This window comes from Aeromonas sp. 19NY04SH05-1, from assembly GCF_040581895.1.
Taxonomy (GTDB): Bacteria; Pseudomonadota; Gammaproteobacteria; order Enterobacterales; family Aeromonadaceae; genus Aeromonas; species Aeromonas enteropelogenes.
In genome coordinates, this window is sequence record NZ_CP095328.1 from 581,037 (window position 1) to 602,220 (window position 21,184).

The 21,184-nt window shown below is 60.7% G+C and carries 22 protein-coding genes; 15 read left to right on the forward strand and 7 right to left on the reverse strand.

The window, feature by feature from the left end; all coding sequences use genetic code 11:
- Positions 1-47 precede the first annotated feature (47 nt).
- The 3 genes from MRK42_RS02725 to MRK42_RS02735 form a co-directional block, all read right to left on the reverse strand.
- The gene (locus MRK42_RS02725; RefSeq protein ID WP_354688891.1) at positions 48-980 is read right to left on the reverse strand and encodes a LysR family transcriptional regulator; all 933 of its coding nucleotides are present in this window, start codon (positions 978-980) and stop codon (positions 48-50) included.
- A 209-nt stretch (positions 981-1,189) separates the two neighbouring features.
- Positions 1,190-2,386 carry an amino acid aminotransferase gene (locus MRK42_RS02730; RefSeq protein WP_354688892.1) on the reverse strand — a complete coding sequence of 399 codons (1,197 nt, stop codon included), beginning with the start codon at positions 2,384-2,386 and terminating at the stop codon, positions 1,190-1,192.
- A 142-nt stretch (positions 2,387-2,528) separates the two neighbouring features.
- Positions 2,529-2,804 carry a metal/formaldehyde-sensitive transcriptional repressor gene (locus tag MRK42_RS02735; protein WP_026456226.1) on the reverse strand — a complete coding sequence of 92 codons (276 nt, stop codon included), beginning with the start codon at positions 2,802-2,804 and terminating at the stop codon, positions 2,529-2,531.
- A gap of 70 nt (positions 2,805-2,874) precedes the next feature.
- Between MRK42_RS02735 and dmeF the strand changes: the two genes are divergently transcribed.
- The 5 genes from dmeF (at position 2,875) to MRK42_RS02760 (ending at position 8,896) form a co-directional block, all read left to right on the forward strand.
- Entirely contained in the window at positions 2,875-3,822 is a 948-nt protein-coding gene (gene dmeF, locus MRK42_RS02740) for a CDF family Co(II)/Ni(II) efflux transporter DmeF (protein ID WP_338611742.1), read from the forward strand.
- 274 nt (positions 3,823-4,096) lie between these two features.
- On the forward strand, positions 4,097-5,104 hold the full coding sequence (locus tag MRK42_RS02745) for a Fe(3+) ABC transporter substrate-binding protein (RefSeq protein WP_338612418.1): 1,008 nt from the start codon (positions 4,097-4,099) through the stop codon (positions 5,102-5,104).
- 39 nt (positions 5,105-5,143) lie between these two features.
- The gene (locus MRK42_RS02750; RefSeq protein ID WP_338611743.1) at positions 5,144-6,769 is read left to right on the forward strand and encodes an iron ABC transporter permease; all 1,626 of its coding nucleotides are present in this window, start codon (positions 5,144-5,146) and stop codon (positions 6,767-6,769) included.
- Between the two features lie 97 nt (positions 6,770-6,866).
- Positions 6,867-7,901 carry an ABC transporter ATP-binding protein gene (locus MRK42_RS02755; RefSeq protein ID WP_042070466.1) on the forward strand — a complete coding sequence of 345 codons (1,035 nt, stop codon included), beginning with the start codon at positions 6,867-6,869 and terminating at the stop codon, positions 7,899-7,901.
- Positions 7,902-7,990: 89 nt separating this feature from the next.
- Entirely contained in the window at positions 7,991-8,896 is a 906-nt protein-coding gene (locus tag MRK42_RS02760; protein ID WP_338611744.1) for a Dyp-type peroxidase, read from the forward strand.
- Between the two features lie 99 nt (positions 8,897-8,995).
- Here MRK42_RS02760 and argR read toward each other — a convergent pair whose 3' ends face one another.
- On the reverse strand, positions 8,996-9,466 hold the full coding sequence (gene argR, locus MRK42_RS02765; RefSeq protein WP_005340378.1) for a transcriptional regulator ArgR: 471 nt from the start codon (positions 9,464-9,466) through the stop codon (positions 8,996-8,998).
- Positions 9,467-9,668: 202 nt separating this feature from the next.
- On the opposite strand from argR, the gene MRK42_RS02770 reads away from it, so the two are divergent.
- The 6 genes from MRK42_RS02770 (at position 9,669) to MRK42_RS02795 (ending at position 14,604) form a co-directional block, all read left to right on the forward strand.
- Complete coding sequence (locus MRK42_RS02770) at positions 9,669-10,409, forward strand: ATP-binding cassette domain-containing protein (RefSeq protein ID WP_338611745.1); 741 nt, start codon at positions 9,669-9,671, stop codon at positions 10,407-10,409.
- A gap of 24 nt (positions 10,410-10,433) precedes the next feature.
- Entirely contained in the window at positions 10,434-11,171 is a 738-nt protein-coding gene (locus MRK42_RS02775) for a transporter substrate-binding domain-containing protein (protein WP_338611746.1), read from the forward strand.
- Between the two features lie 3 nt (positions 11,172-11,174).
- Entirely contained in the window at positions 11,175-11,825 is a 651-nt protein-coding gene (gene artQ, locus MRK42_RS02780; protein ID WP_026456672.1) for an arginine ABC transporter permease ArtQ, read from the forward strand.
- A gap of 3 nt (positions 11,826-11,828) precedes the next feature.
- The gene (artM, locus tag MRK42_RS02785; RefSeq protein WP_338611747.1) at positions 11,829-12,491 is read left to right on the forward strand and encodes an arginine ABC transporter permease ArtM; all 663 of its coding nucleotides are present in this window, start codon (positions 11,829-11,831) and stop codon (positions 12,489-12,491) included.
- A gap of 221 nt (positions 12,492-12,712) precedes the next feature.
- A complete protein-coding gene (gene mdh / locus MRK42_RS02790) occupies positions 12,713-13,648 on the forward strand; it encodes a malate dehydrogenase (RefSeq protein WP_042070459.1) in 936 nt (311 codons plus the stop codon).
- 407 nt (positions 13,649-14,055) lie between these two features.
- Entirely contained in the window at positions 14,056-14,604 is a 549-nt protein-coding gene (locus MRK42_RS02795; protein ID WP_224212266.1) for a flagellar protein MotX, read from the forward strand.
- A gap of 97 nt (positions 14,605-14,701) precedes the next feature.
- On the opposite strand, the gene hmpA is transcribed toward MRK42_RS02795, so the two are convergent.
- Positions 14,702-15,895: an NO-inducible flavohemoprotein gene (gene hmpA, locus MRK42_RS02800; protein WP_338611748.1), complete on the reverse strand. Its 1,194-nt coding sequence runs from the start codon at positions 15,893-15,895 to the stop codon at positions 14,702-14,704.
- Positions 15,896-16,007: 112 nt separating this feature from the next.
- On the opposite strand from hmpA, the gene MRK42_RS02805 reads away from it, so the two are divergent.
- Positions 16,008-16,475, forward strand: a complete 468-nt coding sequence (locus tag MRK42_RS02805; RefSeq protein ID WP_026456667.1) for an Rrf2 family transcriptional regulator — start codon at positions 16,008-16,010, stop codon at positions 16,473-16,475.
- A 33-nt stretch (positions 16,476-16,508) separates the two neighbouring features.
- Here the strand turns inward: MRK42_RS02805 and MRK42_RS02810 are convergent, their stop codons facing one another.
- Together MRK42_RS02810 and ccsA are read right to left on the reverse strand one after the other, a co-directional pair.
- Positions 16,509-17,789: a CNNM domain-containing protein gene (locus MRK42_RS02810; RefSeq protein ID WP_042070453.1), complete on the reverse strand. Its 1,281-nt coding sequence runs from the start codon at positions 17,787-17,789 to the stop codon at positions 16,509-16,511.
- Positions 17,790-17,830: 41 nt separating this feature from the next.
- Positions 17,831-18,619, reverse strand: coding sequence for a cytochrome c biogenesis protein CcsA (gene ccsA / locus MRK42_RS02815; RefSeq protein WP_042070546.1), 789 nt, complete (start codon positions 18,617-18,619; stop codon positions 17,831-17,833).
- Between the two features lie 205 nt (positions 18,620-18,824).
- Between ccsA and ffh the strand changes: the two genes are divergently transcribed.
- The 3 genes from ffh (at position 18,825) to rimM (ending at position 21,175) form a co-directional block, all read left to right on the forward strand.
- Positions 18,825-20,201, forward strand: coding sequence for a signal recognition particle protein (ffh, locus tag MRK42_RS02820; RefSeq protein WP_026456580.1), 1,377 nt, complete (start codon positions 18,825-18,827; stop codon positions 20,199-20,201).
- 179 nt (positions 20,202-20,380) lie between these two features.
- Entirely contained in the window at positions 20,381-20,629 is a 249-nt protein-coding gene (gene rpsP, locus MRK42_RS02825) for a 30S ribosomal protein S16 (RefSeq protein ID WP_042026671.1), read from the forward strand.
- 24 nt (positions 20,630-20,653) lie between these two features.
- A complete protein-coding gene (rimM, locus tag MRK42_RS02830; protein ID WP_042026670.1) occupies positions 20,654-21,175 on the forward strand; it encodes a ribosome maturation factor RimM in 522 nt (173 codons plus the stop codon).
- Positions 21,176-21,184 lie beyond the last annotated feature (9 nt).

Below are 21,184 nucleotides of genomic sequence, written 5' to 3' on the forward strand. Positions count from 1 at the left end.
TAGCCGGGGTCATGTTTCGCCCAGCCTGAATATGACTTGCCGCCCGCTCAGGGCGGCGAGAGAGCCCGCCCCAGCGCCAGGATCCGTTGCCGGAACCAGTTGCGTGCCGAACTCTCTCCGGTCGGGCCATACCACACCAGGCTGTGGCTCACCTTGCCGTAATCGAACGGGGCGGGACGCAGCGCCAGATCCGCCTGCTTTGCCATGTGGGCGGCCCAGCCGCCGACGGCGGTGAGGATCAGATCCGTCCCGGGCAGCAGGGCTGCCGCGCTGGAAAAATCCGGCATGGTTGCGCCAATTTGGCGCCTTACCTGCTGCTGGGCCAGGCTCTGCTCGAAGAAGGGATTGGCCAGTTCACTGTCGCGAATGGCGATATGGCGCCAGCTCAGGTAGGCGTCGAGATCCCAGTGTCGCGCCAGGGCCGGGTGATTTCGGCGCAGCAGGCAGACGAGCTTCTCTTCCCGCAGGGTTTCCCATACCAGCCCGGATTGGCGGGGCGGGGGCTGGCTCTGATCATGGGGCAGGATCACGAAATCGAGCTTGCCCGCGACCAGCGCCTCCAGCCCCTGTTCATCCTTGTTCCAGATCTCGGGAACCAGCCCGGGCACCTCCTGCATCAGCTGACCCAGAATGGGGCCGACCGGCCAGGTCATCATGCTCTCCCGCATCCCCAGGCGCAGGGTGCCCTGCCACTGCAGAGGGTCGAAGGCGTTTTGCTGGGTCAGGCCGCTCAGCTCGCTCAGCAGCCGGTGCAGGGTAGGCGCCAGCCGTTCGGCGAAGGGGGTGAGCAGCAACTGGTTGCCCTGGCGGTAGAGCAGCTGGTCACCGAGCAGTTCCCGCAACTGGTTGAGGGTCTTGCTGACGGTGGAAGGGGTGGTGCAGAGTCGCTCAGCGCAGCGGGTGACGCTCTGGCAGTCGAGCAGCAGGTGCAGGGTGACCAGATGGCGTCCTCCCAATCGGGACAGGGCAATCAGATCCATAAAGGCTCCTGAAAGAGGATGAAAGCGAAAAGAATCGACAAGCTGCCTACGGTACTGGCGAGCGCCAAGGTTGGGAAGTCAATTCGGGGTGACTGGATGGCGTACTCATGTTTGGGCGGGAGAGGGCAATCAGGTATCTGATGACTTCTGAAGCTGCATAAAGCGGGCAGGGGACAAGAAAAAGCCCCGCCAAAGCGGGGCTGACGGGATTAGCCCTGGAGCACGGCGGCCATGGCATCGGCCACGTAGTCGACGTTGCGGCTGTTGAGGCCGGCCACGCACATGCGACCGGAGCGCACCAGGTAGACGGCGAACTCCTCGCGCAGGTGGTCGACCTGCTCCGGCGTGAAGCCGGTGTAGCTGAACATGCCGCGCTGGTTGATGAAATAGCTGAAGTCGCGGCCTGGCACCTTGGCGCTCAGCACTTCGTAGAGCTTCTGGCGCATCCCCTTGATGCGGGTGCGCATCTCGGTCACCTCATCCACCCACATGGCGTGCAGCTCGGGCTGGCTCATCACGGCCGCGGTGATCTGGCCGCCGTGGGTGGGGGGGCTGGAGTAGTTGCGGCGCACGGTGGCCTTCATCTGGCCCAGCACCCGGCTTGCCTCTTCGGCGCTCTGGCAGATGACAGACAGGCCGCCGCAGCGCTCGCCGTAGAAGGAGAGGTTCTTGGAAAACGAGTTGCTGACGAAGAAGCTGACGCCGGCGGCGACCATGGCACGAATGGCGTAGGCGTCCTCCTCCAGGCCGTCGCCGAAGCCCTGATAGGCGATATCCATAAAGGGGATCAGCTGGCGTTCAACTACGAGCGTGATGACCCGATCCCACTGGGCGCGGGAGAGATCCACCCCGGTCGGGTTGTGGCAGCAGGGGTGCAGCAGCACGATGCTTTGCGGCGGCAGCTGGTTCAGACAGTCGATCATGGCGTCGAAACGGACGCCGCCGGTGGCCGCATCATAGTAGGGGTAGTCGTGCACCTTGATGCCGGCCCCCTCGAACATCGCCTTGTGGTTGTCCCAGGTGGGGTTGCTCACCCACACCTCGGAGGTTGGGAAGTAGCGCTTGAGCAGATCGGCGCCGATCTTGAGGGCGCCCGAGCCACCAATGGTCTGGATGGTGGCGATCCGCCCCGCCTTGACCGCCTCGTGGTCGGCGCCAAACAGCAGGTGCTGCACCGCAGTGCGGTAGTTGGCGGCACCCTCCATCGGCTGGTAGGGACGCGGGGCCGGGGCGGCGGCGCGCTGGGCCTCGGCCTGCTGCACCGACGGCAGCAGCGGGATACGACCCTGCTCGTCGTAATAGAGACCGATCCCCAGGTTCACCTTCTGCTCACGGGTGTCTTTGTGAAAGGTCTCGACCAGGGTCAGGATGGGGTCGCCAGCGTAGGCGTCGACGTGTTCAAACATGGGGGGTCCTTGCGAAATAAAATCCAGATGATGGCGATCAATGATCGGCGGTCATCATGGCGTAAAGCGGGCGAGGGCTCAAGCCCGGCGCACGTGGGGATGGCGGCTTCAGGCGATCATTTGCGGGCCGGGGGCTCCCCGATTATTTCAGGTAGGATCGCAGGACGCTGACCACCTGGTCGAGATCTTCCATGCGCTCGGCCGGAGTGGCTTCTGCGGCGCCGAGATGCTCGCGCATATGGCCCTCCAGCACCTCCAGCATCAGGCCGTTGACGGCGCCGCGAATGGCCGCGATCTGCTGCAGGATGGCGGCGCAGTCGCTCTCCTGCTCCAGGGCATGCTCCAGTGCGCTGGCCTGGCCCTTGATGCGGCGAACCCGCGTCAGCAGCTTCTTCTTGCCGTGAATGGTGTGTGACATCAGGATCCTCTCGATCGATAAAACTATACTGGGGTATAGTATATGGCATGTCCCGCATCAGGAGAAATCCATGTCATCCCTCGCCTCGTCCCACTGCCATCAACCCGTCATTCACGAGGGGAATCCGCTCGCCGAACGCAAGACCCGCTGGGCCGTGCTGCTCACCGTCATCATGATGGTGGCCGAAATCGGGGGCGGCTGGTGGTTCAACTCCATGGCCCTGCTGGCCGACGGCTGGCACATGAGCTCCCATGCCCTGGCACTGGGCCTGTCGGTGTTGGCCTATCGGGCGGCGCGTCACTTCGCGCGGGATCACCGCTTCTGCTTCGGCACCTGGAAAATTGAGGTGCTGGGGGGCTTCACCAGCGCCCTGATGCTGGTGGGGGTGGCCCTGCTGATGTTGGTGGAGTCGGGGGAGCGGCTGCTCCACCCGAGCGAGATCCACTACCAGCAGGCGATCGCCATCGCCCTGCTGGGCCTGCTGGTCAACCTGGCCTGCGCCTGGCTGCTCAAGGACGACCACGGCCATCACCATCACGGCCATGATCACCACGGTCACGCCCATCATGGCCATGATCATCACGATCATCATGGTCATGGGGACTTGAACCTGCGCGCCGCCTATATCCACGTGCTGGCGGACGCCGCCACCTCGGTGCTGGCCATTCTGGCCCTGGTGGGGGGCATGTTGTGGGGAGCCGACTGGCTGGATCCCGTGATGGGCATAGTGGGGGCCGGTCTGGTGGGGGTTTGGGCTGTCGGGCTGCTGCGCCAGACCGGGCGGGTGCTGCTGGACGCCGAGATGGACGACCCCGTGGTGGCGGAGATCCGCGAAGTGATCGCAGAGCTGCCCGATACCGAGATCCGCGATCTCCACGTGTGGCGGGTGGGGCAGGCGCAGTATGCCTGTGTGCTGTCCCTGCTGATGGCGGCGCCTCTGTCGGCTGAAGAGATTCGCGAGCGGCTCGCCATCCACGAAGAGCTGGTGCATGTGACCATAGAGGTCAACGGCCATTGAGCCTCAAGGGGGTCATCGACCCCCGCATCCCAACCGCGACCACCAGGTTGCGGCACTGGGGGCGTGAGTGTGCTACCTCTTTCTCTCTCCTGATTTGTTGCTGGAAAGCCTCCTGTGGACGGAGGCTTGTTCGCCGCAGAGTGCTTCGCCCGCATTATTCATCCTGATTTAAATATGTGACTCCACACATCTGGTCGGCCTTGATTCCAGGGTGGGTAATATGCAGAATGCAAACGGCAATAGTTCTCACTCTAACTACCTCAAGGAATGGATGATGAAAATGAAGATGTTGGCACTGGCTTTTTCTGCGTTGGCGGCTCAATCGGCTTTTGCAGCAGGGGAAGTGAATGTCTACTCCAACCGCCAGGATGAGCTGATCAAGCCCATCATCCAGCAATTCGAGAAAGAGTCGGGCATCAAGGTCAATGTGGTGTTCGCCAAAGAGGGTCTGAACGAGCGTCTGGAGCGGGAAGGCAAGCTCTCCCCGGCGGATCTGATGCTGACCGTCGACATCAGCCGGCTGACCGATCTGGTGGACAAGGGCCTGGTGCAGCCGGTAGACAGCAAGATCCTGCAGGAGAACATCCCCTCCATCTATCGTGATCCGGAGAACCGCTGGTTCGCCCTCACCACTCGCGTGCGCGCCATCTATTCCAGCAAGGAGCGCCTCGGCAAGCTGGACACCATCAGCTACGAAGATCTGGCAAAACCTGAATTCAAAGGGAAAATTTGTACTCGCAGCGGCAAGCATGAGTACAATGTGGCCCTGGTCTCCTCCATGATCGCTCATCACGGCATGGCGGATGCAAAAACCTGGCTGGAAGGGGTCAAGGCCAACCTGGCTCGCAAGCCGCAGGGCAACGACCGGGATCAGGTCAAGGCGATCAAGGATGGCATCTGTGATGTCTCCCTGGGCAACAGCTACTACCTGGGCGCCATGCTGAAGGATCCGGCGCAGAAGTCCTGGGCCGATGCCGTCTATATCAACTTCCCTAACCAGGGGGATCGCGGCGCCCACGTCAACGTGAGCGGCGTGGCCATGACCAAGTATGCCAAGAACAAAGAGGCTGCCCAGAAGCTGATGGAGTTCCTGGCCAGCGACACCGCCCAGCACATGTATGCTGACGTGAATGCCGAGTATCCGGTCAAGGCCGGGGTCGAGCCTTCCGCCATGGTCAAGTCCTGGGGCAGTTTCAAGTCTGACCCCATTCCGGTCAGCGATTACGCCAAGCACCGCAAGGACGCCTTGCAACTGCTGGATGAAGTGAAATTCGACTTGTAATCAGATGGGGCCAACGGCCCCATCAACATCTGTGGACACATGAAAAATTTTGGATGGATTACCGGCAGCTGGGCCACCGCCCTGCTGCTGGCTTTGCCGGTGCTTGCCCTCGTCTTCTCCGCCTTCTCGGCTGACGGAGATCTGTTTCGCCATCTCGCCGATACGGTGCTTCCCGCTTATCTTGGCAATACCCTGGGGCTGGTTATCGGGGTGGTGCTGCTCAGCCTGCTGTTCGGCGTGCCCACCGCCTGGCTGGTCGCCATGTGTCAGGTGCCGGGGCGCCGTGCCCTGCAGTGGGCCTTGATGCTGCCCATGGCTATGCCCTCCTACATAGTGGCTTATGTCTACACGGATCTGCTCGACTACTCGGGTCCGCTGCAGGCGGGGCTGCGCACCCTGTTTGACTGGCAATCCCCCGCCGATTACTGGTTTCCGGCCATCCGCTCCCTCGGTGGCGCCGCCTGGGTGCTGGCGCTGGTGCTGTTTCCCTACGTCTATCTGCTGACCCGCGCCTCCTTTCTGGAGCAGTCGGTCAGCCTCATTCACTCCAGCCGTCTGCTGGGTTGTACCCCCTGGCAGAGTTTTCGCCGCCTCAGCCTGCCGCTGGCGCGCCCGGCCATCATGGTGGCGGTATCGCTGGTGGCGATGGAGACCCTGGCCGATTTTGCCACCGTCCACTTCTTTGCCATCAACACCCTGACCACGGCGGTCTACGACACCTGGCTCGGCTATGGCAGTTTGGCCACCGCCGCCAAGCTCTCCTGCCTGATGCTGCTGGCGGTAGTGCTGCTGATCGCGATGGAGCGTCGCTCTCGCCAGCGCCAGCAGGTGTTCCAGAAGTCGATGGGTCACGAGCAGCCGCTGCGCTACCCGCTCAAGGGGGCGCGCCGCTGGCTGGCTGCGATCTGGTGCTGGGGGCTGGTGCTAGCTGGTTTCGGCCTGCCGTTCGTCATCCTGCTGGATTATGGGGTGCGCTACTTCGAACTCTCCTGGACGCCGGAGTTTGTCCGCTTCGCTGGCAACAGCCTGCTCATCTCGGCGCTGACCGCCCTGCTGGCCATGGGGATCGCCCTGCTGCTCGGTTTCTTCCGTCGCCTCGACGGTGGAGTCAAAAGCCTGCTGCCCCTTCGCATCGCGGCCATGGGCTACGCCATGCCGGGTACAGTGCTCGCCATCGGGGTGCTGGTGCCGCTGACGGCCCTCGATTTTGGTATCAACGATCTGGCCGAGTGGCTCGGCCGTCAGGGCCCGGGCCTGCTGCTGACCGGTACCCTCACCGCCATCGTGTTCGGTTATCTGGTGCGCTTCGTGGCCATCGCCATCGGCTCGGTGGAGAGCAGCATGGGCAAGATCTCCCCCAGCCTCGACATGGCTGCCCGCTCCCTGGGACAGGGAGATGGCGGCATGCTGCGGCGGGTGCATCTGCCGCTGGTGCGCCGCGGCCTGTTTGCCGGTGCCATGCTGGTGTTCATCGAAGCCATGAAGGAGCTGCCCGCCGCCCTGCTGCTGCGGCCGTTCAACTTCGATACCCTGGCGACCCATGTCTACCAGTTCGTGTCGGACGAGATGCTGGAACGGGGGGCGCTCGGCGCCATCGTCATCGTGCTGGTGGGCCTGTTGCCGCTCATCTGGGTCAACCGCAGCCTGGATGGCCCGGGCCACTGACCCCGAAAACATGTTATAAACAGCGCCACCCCGCACTGGCGCGGATGGTCGACCGGCCACGGCCGGTTTGAATCAAAAGCATATGAGGATGTAAGTCGTGTCTTGCCTGCAGGTTGAGAATGTCAGCTGCCGTTACAACGGTCGCAATGTGCTGGAACAGCTGTCCCTGACGGTGGCCGACAACGAGATCGTCTGTCTGCTGGGGGCTAGCGGTTGTGGCAAGACCACCTTGCTCAAGGCCATCGCCGGTCTGATGCCACTGGCCGAGGGGGCGATCCGCCTGGGCGACACCCTGCTGGACGGGCCGGGGGCGAGTGTGCCGCCCGAGGCGCGCAACATCGGCATGATCTTCCAGGATTACGCCCTCTTCCCCCATCTGACGGTAGCGGACAACGTTGGCTTCGGGCTGACCCGGCTCGATCGTTCGGCTCGCCAGCAGCAGGTGGAAGAGGCGCTGGCGCTGGTCAACCTGCAGGGGCTGGGGGATCGCTATCCGCACCAGCTCTCCGGTGGCCAGCAGCAGCGGGTCGCCATCGCCCGCGCCCTGGTGTGCAAACCCAGGCTGATGCTGCTGGATGAACCCTTCTCCAACATCGACACCCAGGTGAGAATGAAGCTGATCCTCGAGATCCGCGCCCTGCTCAAGCAGCAGGGGATCGGCGCCATCTTCGTCAGTCACAGCAAGGAGGAGGCGTTCGCCTTCGCCGATCGACTGGCGCTGTTCCGGGCCGGTCATATCGAGCAGGTGGGCCAGCCGGAGCAGCTCTACCGCCGCCCGCAGAACCGCTTCGTGGCGGAGTTTCTCGGTGGGGTCAACTATCTGGCCGCCGAAGTGGTGGACAGCCACTGCGTGCAGACTGCGCTTGGCGTGGTGTGCGGCACCGAGCCCCACGGTCGGGCGGTGGGCGAGCGGGTGCAGCTGATGCTCAGGCCCCAGCAACTGTCGCTGGAGGCTGCGGTCGGTGGCGAGCTGAAAGTGCTGGAACAGCAATTCCTCGGCCACCACTGCCGGGTGATATTCGACATCCAGGGGCAGCGGCTGGAGGCGAGCATAGGCGAACCCCTCGCCGGTGAGCGGGCGCGGGTCAACATTGCCCCCCATGCGCTGGTGCTGTTTGATCCATTGCCGTGACAGACCTGATATCGTTGTGAAATCAAGGAACTGACCCGATAGCGGTTTATAATCGCGCCATGCCCATTGCCCATACAGGGGAGAGATACATGAAAGCCCAAGCCGGGATCTGTGCAGAGCCGAATCTGCATGCCCTCTATCTGATGTTCAATCGTACCGGTGATGCAGCCGAGCTGGTTGCCCGTCTGGCCAAGATGCCTGCCCTGTGGGAGGCCGTCGCCGCCGATTTTCCCGATGCCGGTTTCAGCGGTCTGGTCGCCGTCGGCGCCGATGCCTGGGATGACCTCTATCCCGCTGCCCGTCCTCCCCAGTTCCGCGGCTTCATGGCCCAGTCCGCCAATGGTCAGGAGGCGCCCAATACCCCATTCGATCTCTTCGTCCAGCTGCGTGCCGATCGGGTCGATGTGCTGCATCACGCCGGTCAGCGCGTGATGGCGCTGCTGGCCGGGCTGGTGGAGCTTGCCGAAGAGGTGCGCGGTTTCCGCAATCTGGATTGTCGCGATCTGACCGGTTTCGTCGACGGCACCGAGAACCCGCAGGATGACCACCGCGCCGAAGTGGCGTTGATCGACGGTGGCGAATTTGCCGGTGGCTCCTACGTCCACGTCCAGCGCTGGGTACACGCCATGAGCGACTGGGAGAAGCTGGCCCTGAAGGATCAGGAAGACATCATCGGTCGCACCAAGGCCGACAACATCGAATACGAGTCGGCCGACAAGCCGCTGACCTCCCACATCAAGCGGGTCAACCTCAAGACTCCGAAGGGGGAGTCCATGGAGATCCTGCGCCAGAGCATGCCCTGGGGCACCATGACCGAGCAGGGGCTCTACTTCATCTCCTGCTGCCGCACACCGCTGCACTTCAACGCCATGCTGGCCAGCATGTACAAGGGGGAGGGCAGCCATTTCGACCATCTGCTGCGCTTCACCAGGGCGGTGACAGGGGCGGCCTTCTTCGCGCCATCGGTCGACTTTTTGCTGGCCCGGGGCCGTTAAGTCCGAACTGGCAACAAGCCCGAATCAGCAGAGAGTGCAGATAACAAAAATCCCGGCCAAGGCCGGGATTTTTCGTTCAGGTCGGGTCGTCAGGCCTGATTAAGGGGTCTGTTCGAACAGCTCGAGGGCGGAGAGATAGAGCTCTTCGATGTCGGTATCGCTGGTGGGGGTGATGAAGATGGTGTCATCACCGGCGATGGTGCCGAGGATCCCTTCCGCCTTGCCGAGGGAGTCGAGCAGACGAGCGATCAGCTGGGCCGCACCCGGACTTGTGTGGATCACCACCAGGGCGCCGTTGTGGTCGACGTCCAGCACCAGGTTCTTGAGCGGGCTGGAGGTGGTGGGCACGCCCAGTTCCACCGGCAGGCAGTAGACCATCTCCATCTTGGCATTGCGGGTGCGAACGGCGCCGAAGCGGCTCAGCATGCGCGATACCTTGGACTGGTTGATGTTCTCGAAGCCCAGCTCTTGCAGGGCGGTAACGATTTCTGCCTGGGAGCCGAATCGCTCTTCTTTCAGCAAGGCTTTAAAGGCCTTGGCCAGTTTTTCTTGCTTGTCGTTGTGTTTCATCTTGGTCTCACGAATGAGGAGGTGTAGCGGCCTGCGAGAGGGCAGGCGGCAGATACGAACAGCGCGGCCATTTTGCATTCATATGCCGATTTTTGCAAGGAAGCGGCGCTTGTTCTGCATATTGATTCAAAAATGGCTTGCGCGAGCCTTGATAAGGGGTAGAATCAGGACGAAATTTTGCAAACTTATTCAATTTGGTTGTATGGGTATTGAATTAGTCGGTATCGAAAAATCCTGGCACAAGGTGCCGGTGTTGCAACAGGTCAGTTTCCGGACCGCACCCGGCGAGACCCTGGTATTACTGGGGCCGAGCGGCGCGGGCAAGAGCTCCCTGTTGCGAATGATGAATCTGCTGGATACGCCGGATGCCGGTGTGCTGCGCATTGGCGAGAGTGAATTTTCTTTCCCGAGCGCTCTGTCTGCCGCCGATTTCAATCGCCAGTCACAACTGTTGCGGCGCAAGGTGGGCATGGTGTTCCAGCAGTACAATCTGTGGCCCCACCTCACGGTCATGGAGAATCTCATTGAGGCGCCGATCAAGGTGCTCGGCATGAGCAAGGTGGCGGCCATCGAGAAGGGGGCCTATCTGCTGGCCCAGCTGCAACTGGCCGACAAGCGCGATGCCTGGCCGGCCCGTCTCTCCGGTGGTCAGCAGCAGCGGGTGGCCATTGCCCGCACCCTGATGATGGATCCGGAGGTCCTGCTGTTTGACGAACCGACGGCGGCGCTCGATCCCGAGATCACCAAGGAGGTGGCCGAGATCATTCGCAACCTGAGCCAGACCGGCATCACCCAGGTGGTGGTGACCCACGAGGTGGAATTCGCCCGCAAGGTGGCCAGCCAGGTGATCTATCTGGAGAAGGGGCGGATCATAGAATCAGGTAGTGCCGCCATTTTCCAATCTCCGCAGACCAGCCGGTTTGCCGAATTCTTGATGCATTGATATTGAGTCGATAAGGAAGCTGTCATGAAAAAGAGTCTGTTGCTGGTTGCCGCCATGGGGCTGCTGAGCACCCAGGTGCTGGCGAAAGAGATCAAGTTCGCCACCGAGGCGACCTATGCGCCGTTCGAATATCTGGATGAGAAGAACGAGTTCCAGGGGTTTGACATCGATCTGGCCCGCGCCATCTGTGCCCAGGCCAAGCTCGAGTGCAGCTTCCACAACCAGGCCTTCGACAGCCTGATCCCCAGCCTCAAGTTCCGCCGCTATGATGCCGCCATCGCCGCCATGGACGTGACCCCGGAGCGGGCCGCCCAGGTCGACTTCTCCGACATCTATTACGAGAACTCGGCGGTATTCGTGGCCAAGAAGGATGCCTTCAAGCAGCCGGAAGAGATGGTGGACAAGACGATCGGCGTGCAGAACGGCACCTCCCACCAGTCTTATCTGGTGGACAACTGGGTCGGCAAGGGGTTGCTCACAGTCCCTTACGCCAGCTATCAGAGTGCCTTCCTCGACATGATGAATGGCCGCACCGACGGGGTCTTTGCCGATACCGCAGTCGCTGCCGACTGGCTCAAGCAGCACAAGGACTACGCCGTGGTCGGAGAGCCTGTGACCGATGACAAGTACTTCGGTACCGGCTTTGGCATCGCGGTGGCCAAGGGCAACCAGGAGCTGCTGACCAAGCTGAACAAGGGGCTGGCCGACATCAAGGCCAACGGCACCTATCAGAAGATCTTCGACAAGTACTTCGCCCAGTAAGCCATGTTGAGCCTGTTGTTGGACGCAGCCTGGATGACCCTCGGGCTGGCCTTGGCATCACTGGTCGGGGGTATGGTGCTGGCGCTGGCGTTTAGCGCCGCCGAGCTCAGCAAGCGCCGTTGGCTGGTGTGGCCGGTGGCCACGCTCACCACCCTGATACGCGGTCTGCCCGAGCTGCTGGTGGTGCTCTTCATCTACTTCGGCTCGACCCAGGTGCTGTTTCTCATCACAGGTGAGTATGTGGAGTTCAGCCCGTTCGCCTGTGGCGTGCTGGCGCTCTCTCTGCTGTTCGCCAGCTACGCGACCCAGACCCTGCGGGCGGCACTCAATGCGGTGCCCGCAGGGCAGCGGCTGGCGGCGCTGGCGCTGGGCCTTGGCAAGGGCCACATCTTCTTTCGCATCGTGCTGCCCCAGGCCTGGCGCCACGCCCTGCCGGGGCTGGGCAACCAGTGGCTGGTGCTGCTGAAAGACACGGCCCTGGTCTCCCTCATCGGGGTCAACGAGATGATGCGCCAAGCCCAGATGGCGTCGGCCAGCACCTATCAACCCTTCACTTGGTATGCTGCCGCCGCACTCATCTACCTGGCCATCAGCCTGGTGAGCGAATACGGCCTTGGCCTCGCGGCCCGTTATACCCGCCGCTACGGAGGCTAATCGATGCAAGAGTATCTAATCACCCTGCTGGGGGGTCTGCTGACCACCTTGGAGCTGACCCTGTTCAGTCTGTTGCTCGGTATCACGCTGGCGCTGCTGATGACCTGGGTGCTGGAGCGGCGCATCCCGCTGGCGACCCAGTTGGTGCAGCTGTGGGTGCTGATCTTCACCGGCACGCCGCTGCTCATCCAGATCTTCCTCATCTACTACGGGCCCGGCCAGTTCGAGTGGCTTAAACAGAGCCCGCTCTGGCCGCTGCTCAAGCAGCCCTGGTTTTGTGCCGTGCTGGCACTCGGCCTGAACACGGCTGCCTATTCGACCCGCTTGTTCAAGGGGGCACTCGACGCCATTCCGGCTGGTGAGGTGGAGGCGTGCCGCGCGCTGGGGTTTTCGGCGGGGCAGACCCTGTGGATGAAGGTGCGTCATGCGGCGCGGCGACTGGTGCCCGCCTACTCCAACGAGGTGATCCTAGTGCTCAAGGGCAGTTCGCTGGCCAGTACCATCACCATCATGGACATCATGGGGCTGGCCCAGCGTCTCAACGCCCAGACCTATGACACCCTGGCGGTGTTCGGCGTCGCGGGTGCCCTCTACCTGGCTATGAACGGATTGTTAACAATTGGTTTTCGCTGGTGTGAACGGCGAGCCCTCGCCTTCCAGAGCTGAAACCAGTCAATCTACCTCTTTGTGGTGAGGGGTGATGCAGGGAATCTGTGCTTCCCCTCCAATTTTTCGCATTTTTCCCCATTTTTATTCGCCGCCTGTCTTCTGGTTCACATAACCCGTTATTGCAACTGTTATCAGATTGTTTTTTATGGGGGGATCCATTAAGGTTGGGCGCACAACAACAAACAACCTTAAACCTACGCTTAAACATGGAGTTGATCATGAAAGTTGCCGTTCTGGGTGCCGCTGGTGGCATCGGTCAAGCCCTCGCTCTGCTGTTGAAAAATCGTCTGCCTGCCGGTTCCGAACTGAGCCTGTATGACATCGCTCCCGTGACCCCGGGTGTTGCCGTTGATCTGAGCCACATCCCCACCGACGTGGCCATCAAGGGCTTCTGCGGTGAAGACCCGACTCCCGCCCTGGCCGGTGCCGACGTGGTGCTGATCTCTGCCGGTGTGGCGCGCAAGCCGGGGATGGATCGCTCCGATCTGTTCAACATCAACGCCGGTATCGTCAAGAACCTGGTAGAGAAGTGTGCGGCGACCTGCCCGAAAGCCCTGATCGGCATCATCACCAACCCGGTCAACACTACCGTCGCCATCGCCGCCGAAGTGCTGAAAAAAGCCGGTGTCTATGACAAGCGTCGCCTGTTCGGTGTCACCACTCTGGACGTGATCCGTGCCGAGACCTTCGTGGCCGCCGCCAAGGGCCTGAATGTCGACAACGTGCGTGTCAACGTGATCGGTGGCCACAGTGGTGTGACCATTCTGCCGCTGCTCTCCCAGGTTGAAGGGGCCTCCTTCACTGCCGAGGAAGTGGCTGCCATGACCAAGCGTATCCAGAATGCCGGCACCGAAGTGGTAGAAGCCAAGGCGGGTGGCGGCTCCGCAACCCTCTCCATGGGTCAGGCTGCCTGCCGTTTCGGTCTGTCGCTCATCAAGGGTCTGAAGGGCGAAGCCAACGTCATCGAGTGCGCCTATGTGGAAGGCAATGGCGAGCACGCTACCTTCTTCGCCCAGCCGGTGCTGCTCGGCAAGAACGGTGTCGAGACCGTGCTGGACTACGGCAAGCTGAGTGCCTTCGAGCAGGAAGCGATGGAAGGCATGCTGGCTACTCTGAAAGCCGATATCCAGCTGGGTGTCGACTTCGTCAAATAAGGGGTTCATCCTCGCGCAAAGGGAGCTTCGGCTCCCTTTTGTTTTATTGGGCAAGGTGACAGGCTAAGGGGAGCGGGATTTTGGCCGATAACAGAGAGCAGCAGGAGATCCCTATGATGAAACCCCTTACGCTTCTTGTTCTGAGCATTCTGTTTACCTCGCCCTTGTACGGCGCCGAGGCGGTGTCGGCTGCTGCGCCAAGCGAGACGCCCGCTGTTGCTGTCGTGGCCCCTGCTGCGAGTGCAGCTGCGCCTGTCCCCTCTGCCGCGACCCCGAGTGCTCCCGTGTTGTTGCCGGCAGAACCCCTGTCGCCTGCGGCAACAAGCAGTGCTGCACCTACTTCAGCGGCCGCTCCCTTGCCACAGGCAACACCGGCTCCTGTCGTGACGCCGCTGTCGGTCGGCGAGTTGCAAGCGGTGCCCCTCTATCGCCAGGACGAGCTGCTCAACTGGATTGAACAGGGGCGCCATCTCAAACAGGTCAAACAGGACCGCTGTCAGTTGACCCAGGATATCGAGGCGCGGGCCTCGGTGATGAAGATACCGGCCTATCAGTTCCTGTGGGGCGATATGCTGGCCTGGGGAGTTTGCACCAAGTCCAATGCCGAGCTCGGGGTGCAATATATGTGGGAGGCAGCCAATCAGGGACTGGCGCCTGCGCTGGAACAGTTGGGTCGCTACTACTGGAAGGGGACGCTGGTGCAAAAGGATCTGGTGCGTGCCGAAACCCTGATGCGCGAGGCGGCCAGCCAGGGTTTTCTGCGGGCCAGGATCGAGTGGGTCGAGATGCTGCTACAGGGAATGGGCAGTCCCCTTGACTACGAGGATGCCTACCGTTGGTTGCACGGCTCCGTGATAGGCGACAAGGCATTGCACCAGAAGGCGGCGAGCCTGCTGAAGCAGCTTGGCAACCGCATGCCCGCCAACGTGGTGGCTCGGGCCAAGGCCATGCACTGAAAAAATGACCCACGGATCTGCATCCGTGGGTTGGGAGTGGGAGGTTACCGTGCCGTGACCGGCTGGCTCCTCGTCAGGAGAAAGTGTTTAACCTGCCTTACAGATCCTGATGGGGACCAAACACTTCGTAGTGCAGCTGTCCGGCAGGAATGCCCGCCGCGAGCAGCTGATCCTTGATGGATTGCATGAAGCCAAGCGGCCCGCAGAAGTAGTAGTGGGCATCGGGCGCGAGCAGCTCTGCCACCTGAGCCAGATCCATGGTTCCCCGGAAGTCATAATCTTTCCCCTGCTGATCCTGAGCCATCGGCTCCCGGTACCAGACCCGGCTCTGCAGCCTGTCATGCTGCGCGCACTTGTGCCGGATATCCTCCCTGAAAGCGTGCAGATCCCCTCGTTCGCAGGCGTGTAGCCAGCTGATGCTGGCGCCATGGTCTCTGGCCAGCAGCTGGTTGAGCATGCTCAGCATGGGAGTGAGGCCCACTCCGCCGGAGATCAGTACCACCGGGGTCGTCTTGTCAGCCTGCAGGAAGAAGTCGCCAGCCGGTGGCATGACGTCGATACTGTCACCGACATGCAGATGATCGTGCAGCAGGTTGGAGACTTGCCCATCGGGCTCGCGCTTGACGCTGATGCGGTATTCCCGGCCGTTGGAGGCATCGGAGAGGGAGTATTGGCGGATCTCCTGATACTCGAGCTGGGGGTGAGCCAGCTTGATGCTGAGATATTGCCCCGGCTTGAAGTCCAGCACGGGTTGACCATCCGCCGGAGCCAGCACGAAGGAGGTGATGAGCGCGCTCTCGACCCGCTTCTCCTTGATGATGAAGGGGCGGGTTCCCTGCCAGCCACCGGCCTGGGCCGCCTTCTCCTGATAGATCTCCCGCTCCCGGCCGATGAAGATGTCGGCCAGTACCCCGTAGGCCTTGCCCCAGGCATCCAGAACCTCGTCAGTGATCGCACTTCCGCCCAATTCTTTGAGCGTGGCCAAGAGATGACTACCCACAATGTGATATTGTTCGGGCTGGATCAGGAACCCCGTGTGCTTATGAGCGATGCGCTCGACCGCACCGGCCAGGGCACCCAGATTGTCGATATTCTTCGCATAGGCGGCCACGGCATTGAACAATGCCAGCGGTTGGCCGCCACTGCGCTGATGGGCCAGATTGAAGATGTCTTTCAATTCCGGGTTATGACTGAACATGCGCTGATAGAAGTGTTGAGTCAGCGCCGGACCTGCCGATTCGAGCAAAGGGATGGTGCTTTTGATGACGGCAACGGTCGTTTGGTCTAGCATAGGGAACCTCTTTCTAATTGAACATATAAAATGTCATTTAATAAATGACATCCTAGATGTTTATTTGATTTGGATCAACACTTCACTTTTCGCATTGCGCTAATCAGGCTTTATGAGACTAACCAGTTATACAGATTTTGGATTGAGAGCCCTGCTTTATCTGGCCACCCTGCCGGAGGGAGAGCTTTCAAGTGTTGCCAAGGTATCGGCCTTGTACGGCGTGTCACGTAACCACATGGTGAAGGTGGTCAACCAGCTGGTGAAGCTGGGGTATCTGCAATCCCAGCGCGGCAAGAACGGCGGCATTCGCATGGCATGCGATCCTGCGACCGTCAACATTGGCCAGGTGATCCGGGCGCTGGAGGGAAATCTCGACGGTATCGACTGCAACTCGCCAGCCTGCCACATCGTATCGGTCTGCCTGTTGAAGAGTGCCCTGAAGGAGGCGATGGATGCCTTCCTGGCGGTGATGGACAGCTACACGCTGCAGGATCTGCTGGCCAACCGTGACGAGTTGCAGAAGGTGTTCGGGGAGCTGATCCCGACCTTGGTGCTGGAGCCCGAGGAAGAGGGCGAATAAGCACTAAAAAGGGCTGCCAGAGGCAGCCCTTTTTCAATCTTCATCGTGGGTATCCGGACGATAGGATGCCGGCATGATCCGCGCCATCTTCACCATGTTGTTCTCCACTTCCAGGATCTCGATGGGATAGCCCGCCAGCCGGATGCCGATGTTGGGCTGGGGGATCTCCTCCAGGTATTCGAGGATCAGGCCGTTGAGGGTCCGCGGGCCGTCGATGGGCAGCTGCCAGTTCATCTCCTTGTTCAGCTCGCGCACGTTGGCCGAGCCCTCCACCAGGAAGGTGCCATCCGGCTGGGGGTGGATCTCGTCGCTGGGGGCTGGGGTCATGGAGGTGGTGAAGTCACCCACAATCTCTTCCAGAATGTCGTCCAGGGTGATCAGACCCTGGATATCGCCATATTCATCGACGATGAGGCCGATCCGCTCCTTGTTGCGCTGGAATTTGGCCAGTTGCACGTTGAGGGGCGTCCCTTCCGGAATGAAATAGATCTCGTCCACTTCCCGCAGCAGGCTCGACTTGTTGAACTGATCCTTGGCCATCAGGCGCAGGGCGTCGCGAGCGTGCAGGAAGCCCACCACGTCGTCGATGTTGTCGCGATAGAGCAGGATCTTGGTATGGGCGCAGTGGGCCAGCTGGCGCAATATGGTCTTCCAGTCGTCGTTGATGTCGATGGCGTAGATATCATTTCTGGGCACCATGATGTCCTCGACCAGCATCTTGTCGAGGTCCAGGATGCTGAGCAGCATCTCCTGGTGGCGCTGGGGGATCAGGTTGCCCGCCTCGTTGACGATAGTGCGCAGCTCCTCGGTATTGAGGGAGTCATCCTTGTTCGGATTGATCTTCAGCATCTTGAGCAGGCCGCTGGTGATACCGTTGATCATCCAGACGAAGGGCGAGAGGGGCACCATCAATCCCTTGAGCACCCAGGAGGCAGGATAGGCGATCTTCTCAGGGAACATGGCCGCCAGGGTCTTGGGGGTGACCTCGCCGAAGACCAGCACCACCAGGGTCAGGCCGAAAGTGGCGACAGCTACCCCGAGATCGCCAAACAGGCGGATACAGACGATGGTGGCGATGGCGGAGGCGAGAATATTGACCAGGTTGTTGCCGATCAGGATCAGTCCCAGCAGGCGATCGGGTCGGGACAACAGTTGCTCGACGCGGCGTGCTGCCTTGTGTTTGGTCTGTGCCAGATGCCGCAGCTTGTAGCGGTTGATGGACATCAGACCGGTTTCGGAACTGGAGAAGAAGGCGGATAGAAGGATCAAGAAAACGAGAACAATCAGCAATGTGCTCGTTGAGATGCTGTCCAAGAAGGGCTCCTGTGGATGGGGTCGCTAAAGGGTAAAACGGGTCAGCTCAGCAGCACTTCTTTGACGAAGCGGCTGCCAAAGTAGGCCAGGGTCAGGATGACGCTGCCAATCAGGCTCAGGGTGATCACCTTGCGACCGCGCCAGCCATAGGTGTGATGACCCCACAGCAGCAGTACATAGACACACCAGGCCAAGATGGAGAGCACTGCCTTGTGGGACTTGCCCTGGGCGAACATGTCCTCAAGGAAGAAGAGGCCGGAGGCGATGGAAAGAGTGAGCAGCAACACACCCGCAGAGATGAGCTGGAACAGACGCTTCTCGACCGTCATCAGGGGCGGCATGGCCGGCAGCTGGCTGATTTTTCTCGATTTCAGCTGCTTGTCCAGACAGGCGAGCTGCAGCGCAAACAGGCAGGCGATCATCAATACCGAATAGGCCATCAGGGCGAGGCCGATGTGCAGCAACAGCTGGGGATGGGCCTCCAGATGGGTGATGTAGCGACCGGGAATGAGGGCGCTGGCGGCCAGCAGCAGGGCCGAGAAGCTGTAGACCACCGGCAGCAGGATCCAGCCGTTGAAGCGGCGGGTGACGCAGGTCATGAAGCAGCTGATGATGAGGCTGACCAGCGAGGCCACGTTGAGCATGCTCAGGTTCTGGCCGGAACTCAGCAGCACTTCCGAGCCGAGAGCGCCAGCGTGAGTCATCAGGGCCAGTCCGATGCAGGCGAACAGGGGGCGCTGTCCCACCGGCTTGGCGCTCAGTAACAGATGCAGGGAGGCGACGATGGCCAGCAGATAGAACGCCAGGGCCAGAACAGAGATCACGATCATAACCAGGTCGTTGTTGCACAAGCATTTAGGGATACAAGAGGGGCAGTATACCTTGCACAAGATATGCTCGCCAGTTGTGCTGCCGCCGATCTGCCCATATATAGGGAGGAAGACGCTTGCTGCGACAGTGCGGTGAATAATCGTTCTCGCGCCAGCTCTGGGTTATAATGCCCCCCATTTGTTACGCCAAGAACCGGAATGCGTCATGTTTGAGAATTTGACAGAACGACTCTCGCGCACCTTGCGCAATGTCAGTGGCCGTGGTCGCCTGACCGAAGAGAACATCAAGGATACCCTGCGCGAAGTCCGCATGGCGCTGCTCGAGGCGGACGTCGCCCTGCCGGTGGTGCGTGACTTCGTCGCGCGCGTCAAGGAGCGGGCGGTAGGCCAGGAAGTGGCCAAGTCCCTGAGCCCGGGCCAGGCCTTCATCAAGATTGTCCACGGCGAACTGGTCTCCGTGATGGGGGAGGCCAACGAGCAACTCAATCTGGCGGCCCAGCCGCCGGCCATCATCCTGATGGCGGGTCTGCAGGGGGCCGGTAAGACCACCACGGTTGGCAAACTGGCCAAGCTGCTCAAGGAGCGCAACAAGAAGAAGGTGCTGGTAGTCAGTGCGGACGTCTACCGTCCCGCAGCCATCAAGCAGCTGGAAACCCTGGCCGGCGACATCGGTGTCGACTTCTTCCCGAGCGATGCCAGCCAGAAGCCGGTGGACATCGCCAACGCGGCCATCGATCAGGCACGCAAGAAGTTCTATGACGTAGTGATCGTCGATACTGCCGGTCGTCTGCACGTCGATGGCGAGATGATGGAGGAGATCAAGCACCTCCACGCCACCATCAAGCCGGTAGAGACCCTGTTCGTGGTCGACGCCATGACAGGTCAGGATGCCGCCAACACCGCCAAGGCGTTCAACGAGGCGCTGCCGTTGACCGGCGTGATCCTTACCAAGGCGGACGGTGACGCCCGCGGTGGTGCCGCCCTGTCGGTGCGCCACATCACCGGCAAGCCGGTCAAGTTCATCGGTATGGGCGAGAAGACCGACGCGCTTGAGCCGTTCCACCCGGATCGCCTCGCCTCCCGCATCCTCGGCATGGGTGACGTGCTGTCACTCATCGAAGAGGTGGAGCGCAACGTCGACAAGGAGAAGGCCGCCAAGCTGGCCAGCAAGGTCAAGAGCGGCAAAGGCTTCGATCTGGAAGACTTCCGCGAGCAACTGGCCCAGATGCGCAACATGGGTGGCATGATGGGGATGCTCGACAAGCTGCCCGGCATGTCCGGCCTGCCCGATAACGTCAAGGATCAGATGGATGACAAGCTGACCGTGCGGATGGAGGCCATCATCAGCTCCATGACGCCCAAGGAGCGTGCCCATCCCGATCTCATCAAGGGCTCCCGCAAACGCCGTATCGCCGCGGGTTCCGGCATGCAGGTGCAGGACGTGAACAAGCTGCTCAAGCAGTTCACCGAGATGCAGCGCATGATGAAGAAGATGTCCGGCAAGGGCGGTATGCGCAAGATGATGAGCCAGATGAAGAACATGCTGCCTCCCGGCTTCGGTGGCGGCCGCGGTCCGTTCTGATCATCCATGCCGTATTGAGAGAGGGTCTGCCAGCGGCAGGCCTTTTTCATTACTGCCCTGCGCAAAAAATGGCTGGCTTGGTTGCAATTATTACGAATCCAAGTAGAATTATGCGGCTTATTTTAAGCTAGGGTCCGCGTGTTTGCGGGCCTTGTTCATTAGATGTTAATGAGGACGATATGGTAACCATTCGTTTACAACGTGGTGGCGCGAAAAAGCGTCCGTTCTACCAGGTAGTAGTTGCTGACAGCCGTAACGCCCGCGACGGTCGTTTCATCGAGCGCGTTGGTTTCTTCAACCCGGTTGCTTCTGGTAACGCTGAAAAGCTGAACCTGGACCTGGCTCGTATCGAGCATTGGGTTGCTACTGGTGCCGCTGTTTCTGAGCGCGTTGCCAAGCTGATCAAAGACGCTGCCAAAGCTGCTTAATCAGCCAGACGGTAAGGAGTTAAGGTGGAAAAACCTGTAGTTCTGGGCACCCTGGGTACCGTTTACGGCATCAAGGGCTGGCTTAAAGTGAACTCCTTCACCGATGTTGCCGAAGCGATTTTCGATTACAACCCCTGGCTGATCAATCAGAACGGGGCGTGGCGTGAAATTCGGGTTTCATCCTGGAAGCGTCACAACAAGGGTCTGATCTGCAAGCTCGATGGTATCGACGTGCGCGAGGAAGCCCTGGCATTGACCAACGTCGAGATTGGTGTACCCGCCGATCTGTTGCCTGCGTTGCCCGAGGGCGAGTTCTACTGGCGTGACCTGATTGGTTGTTCCGTAGTGACCACCAAGGGATACGACATGGGCAAGGTGACCGAATTGATGGAAACCGGCTCCAACGATGTGTTGGTGGTTGAGGCCAATGTAAAAGATGCCTTTGGTGCAAAGGAGCGGTTGATTCCGTTCCTGGAAGAGCAGGTGATCAAGAATATTGATCTGACTGCTCGAACAATCGAAGTTGATTGGGATCCTGGTTTCTAGTTTCCCGCG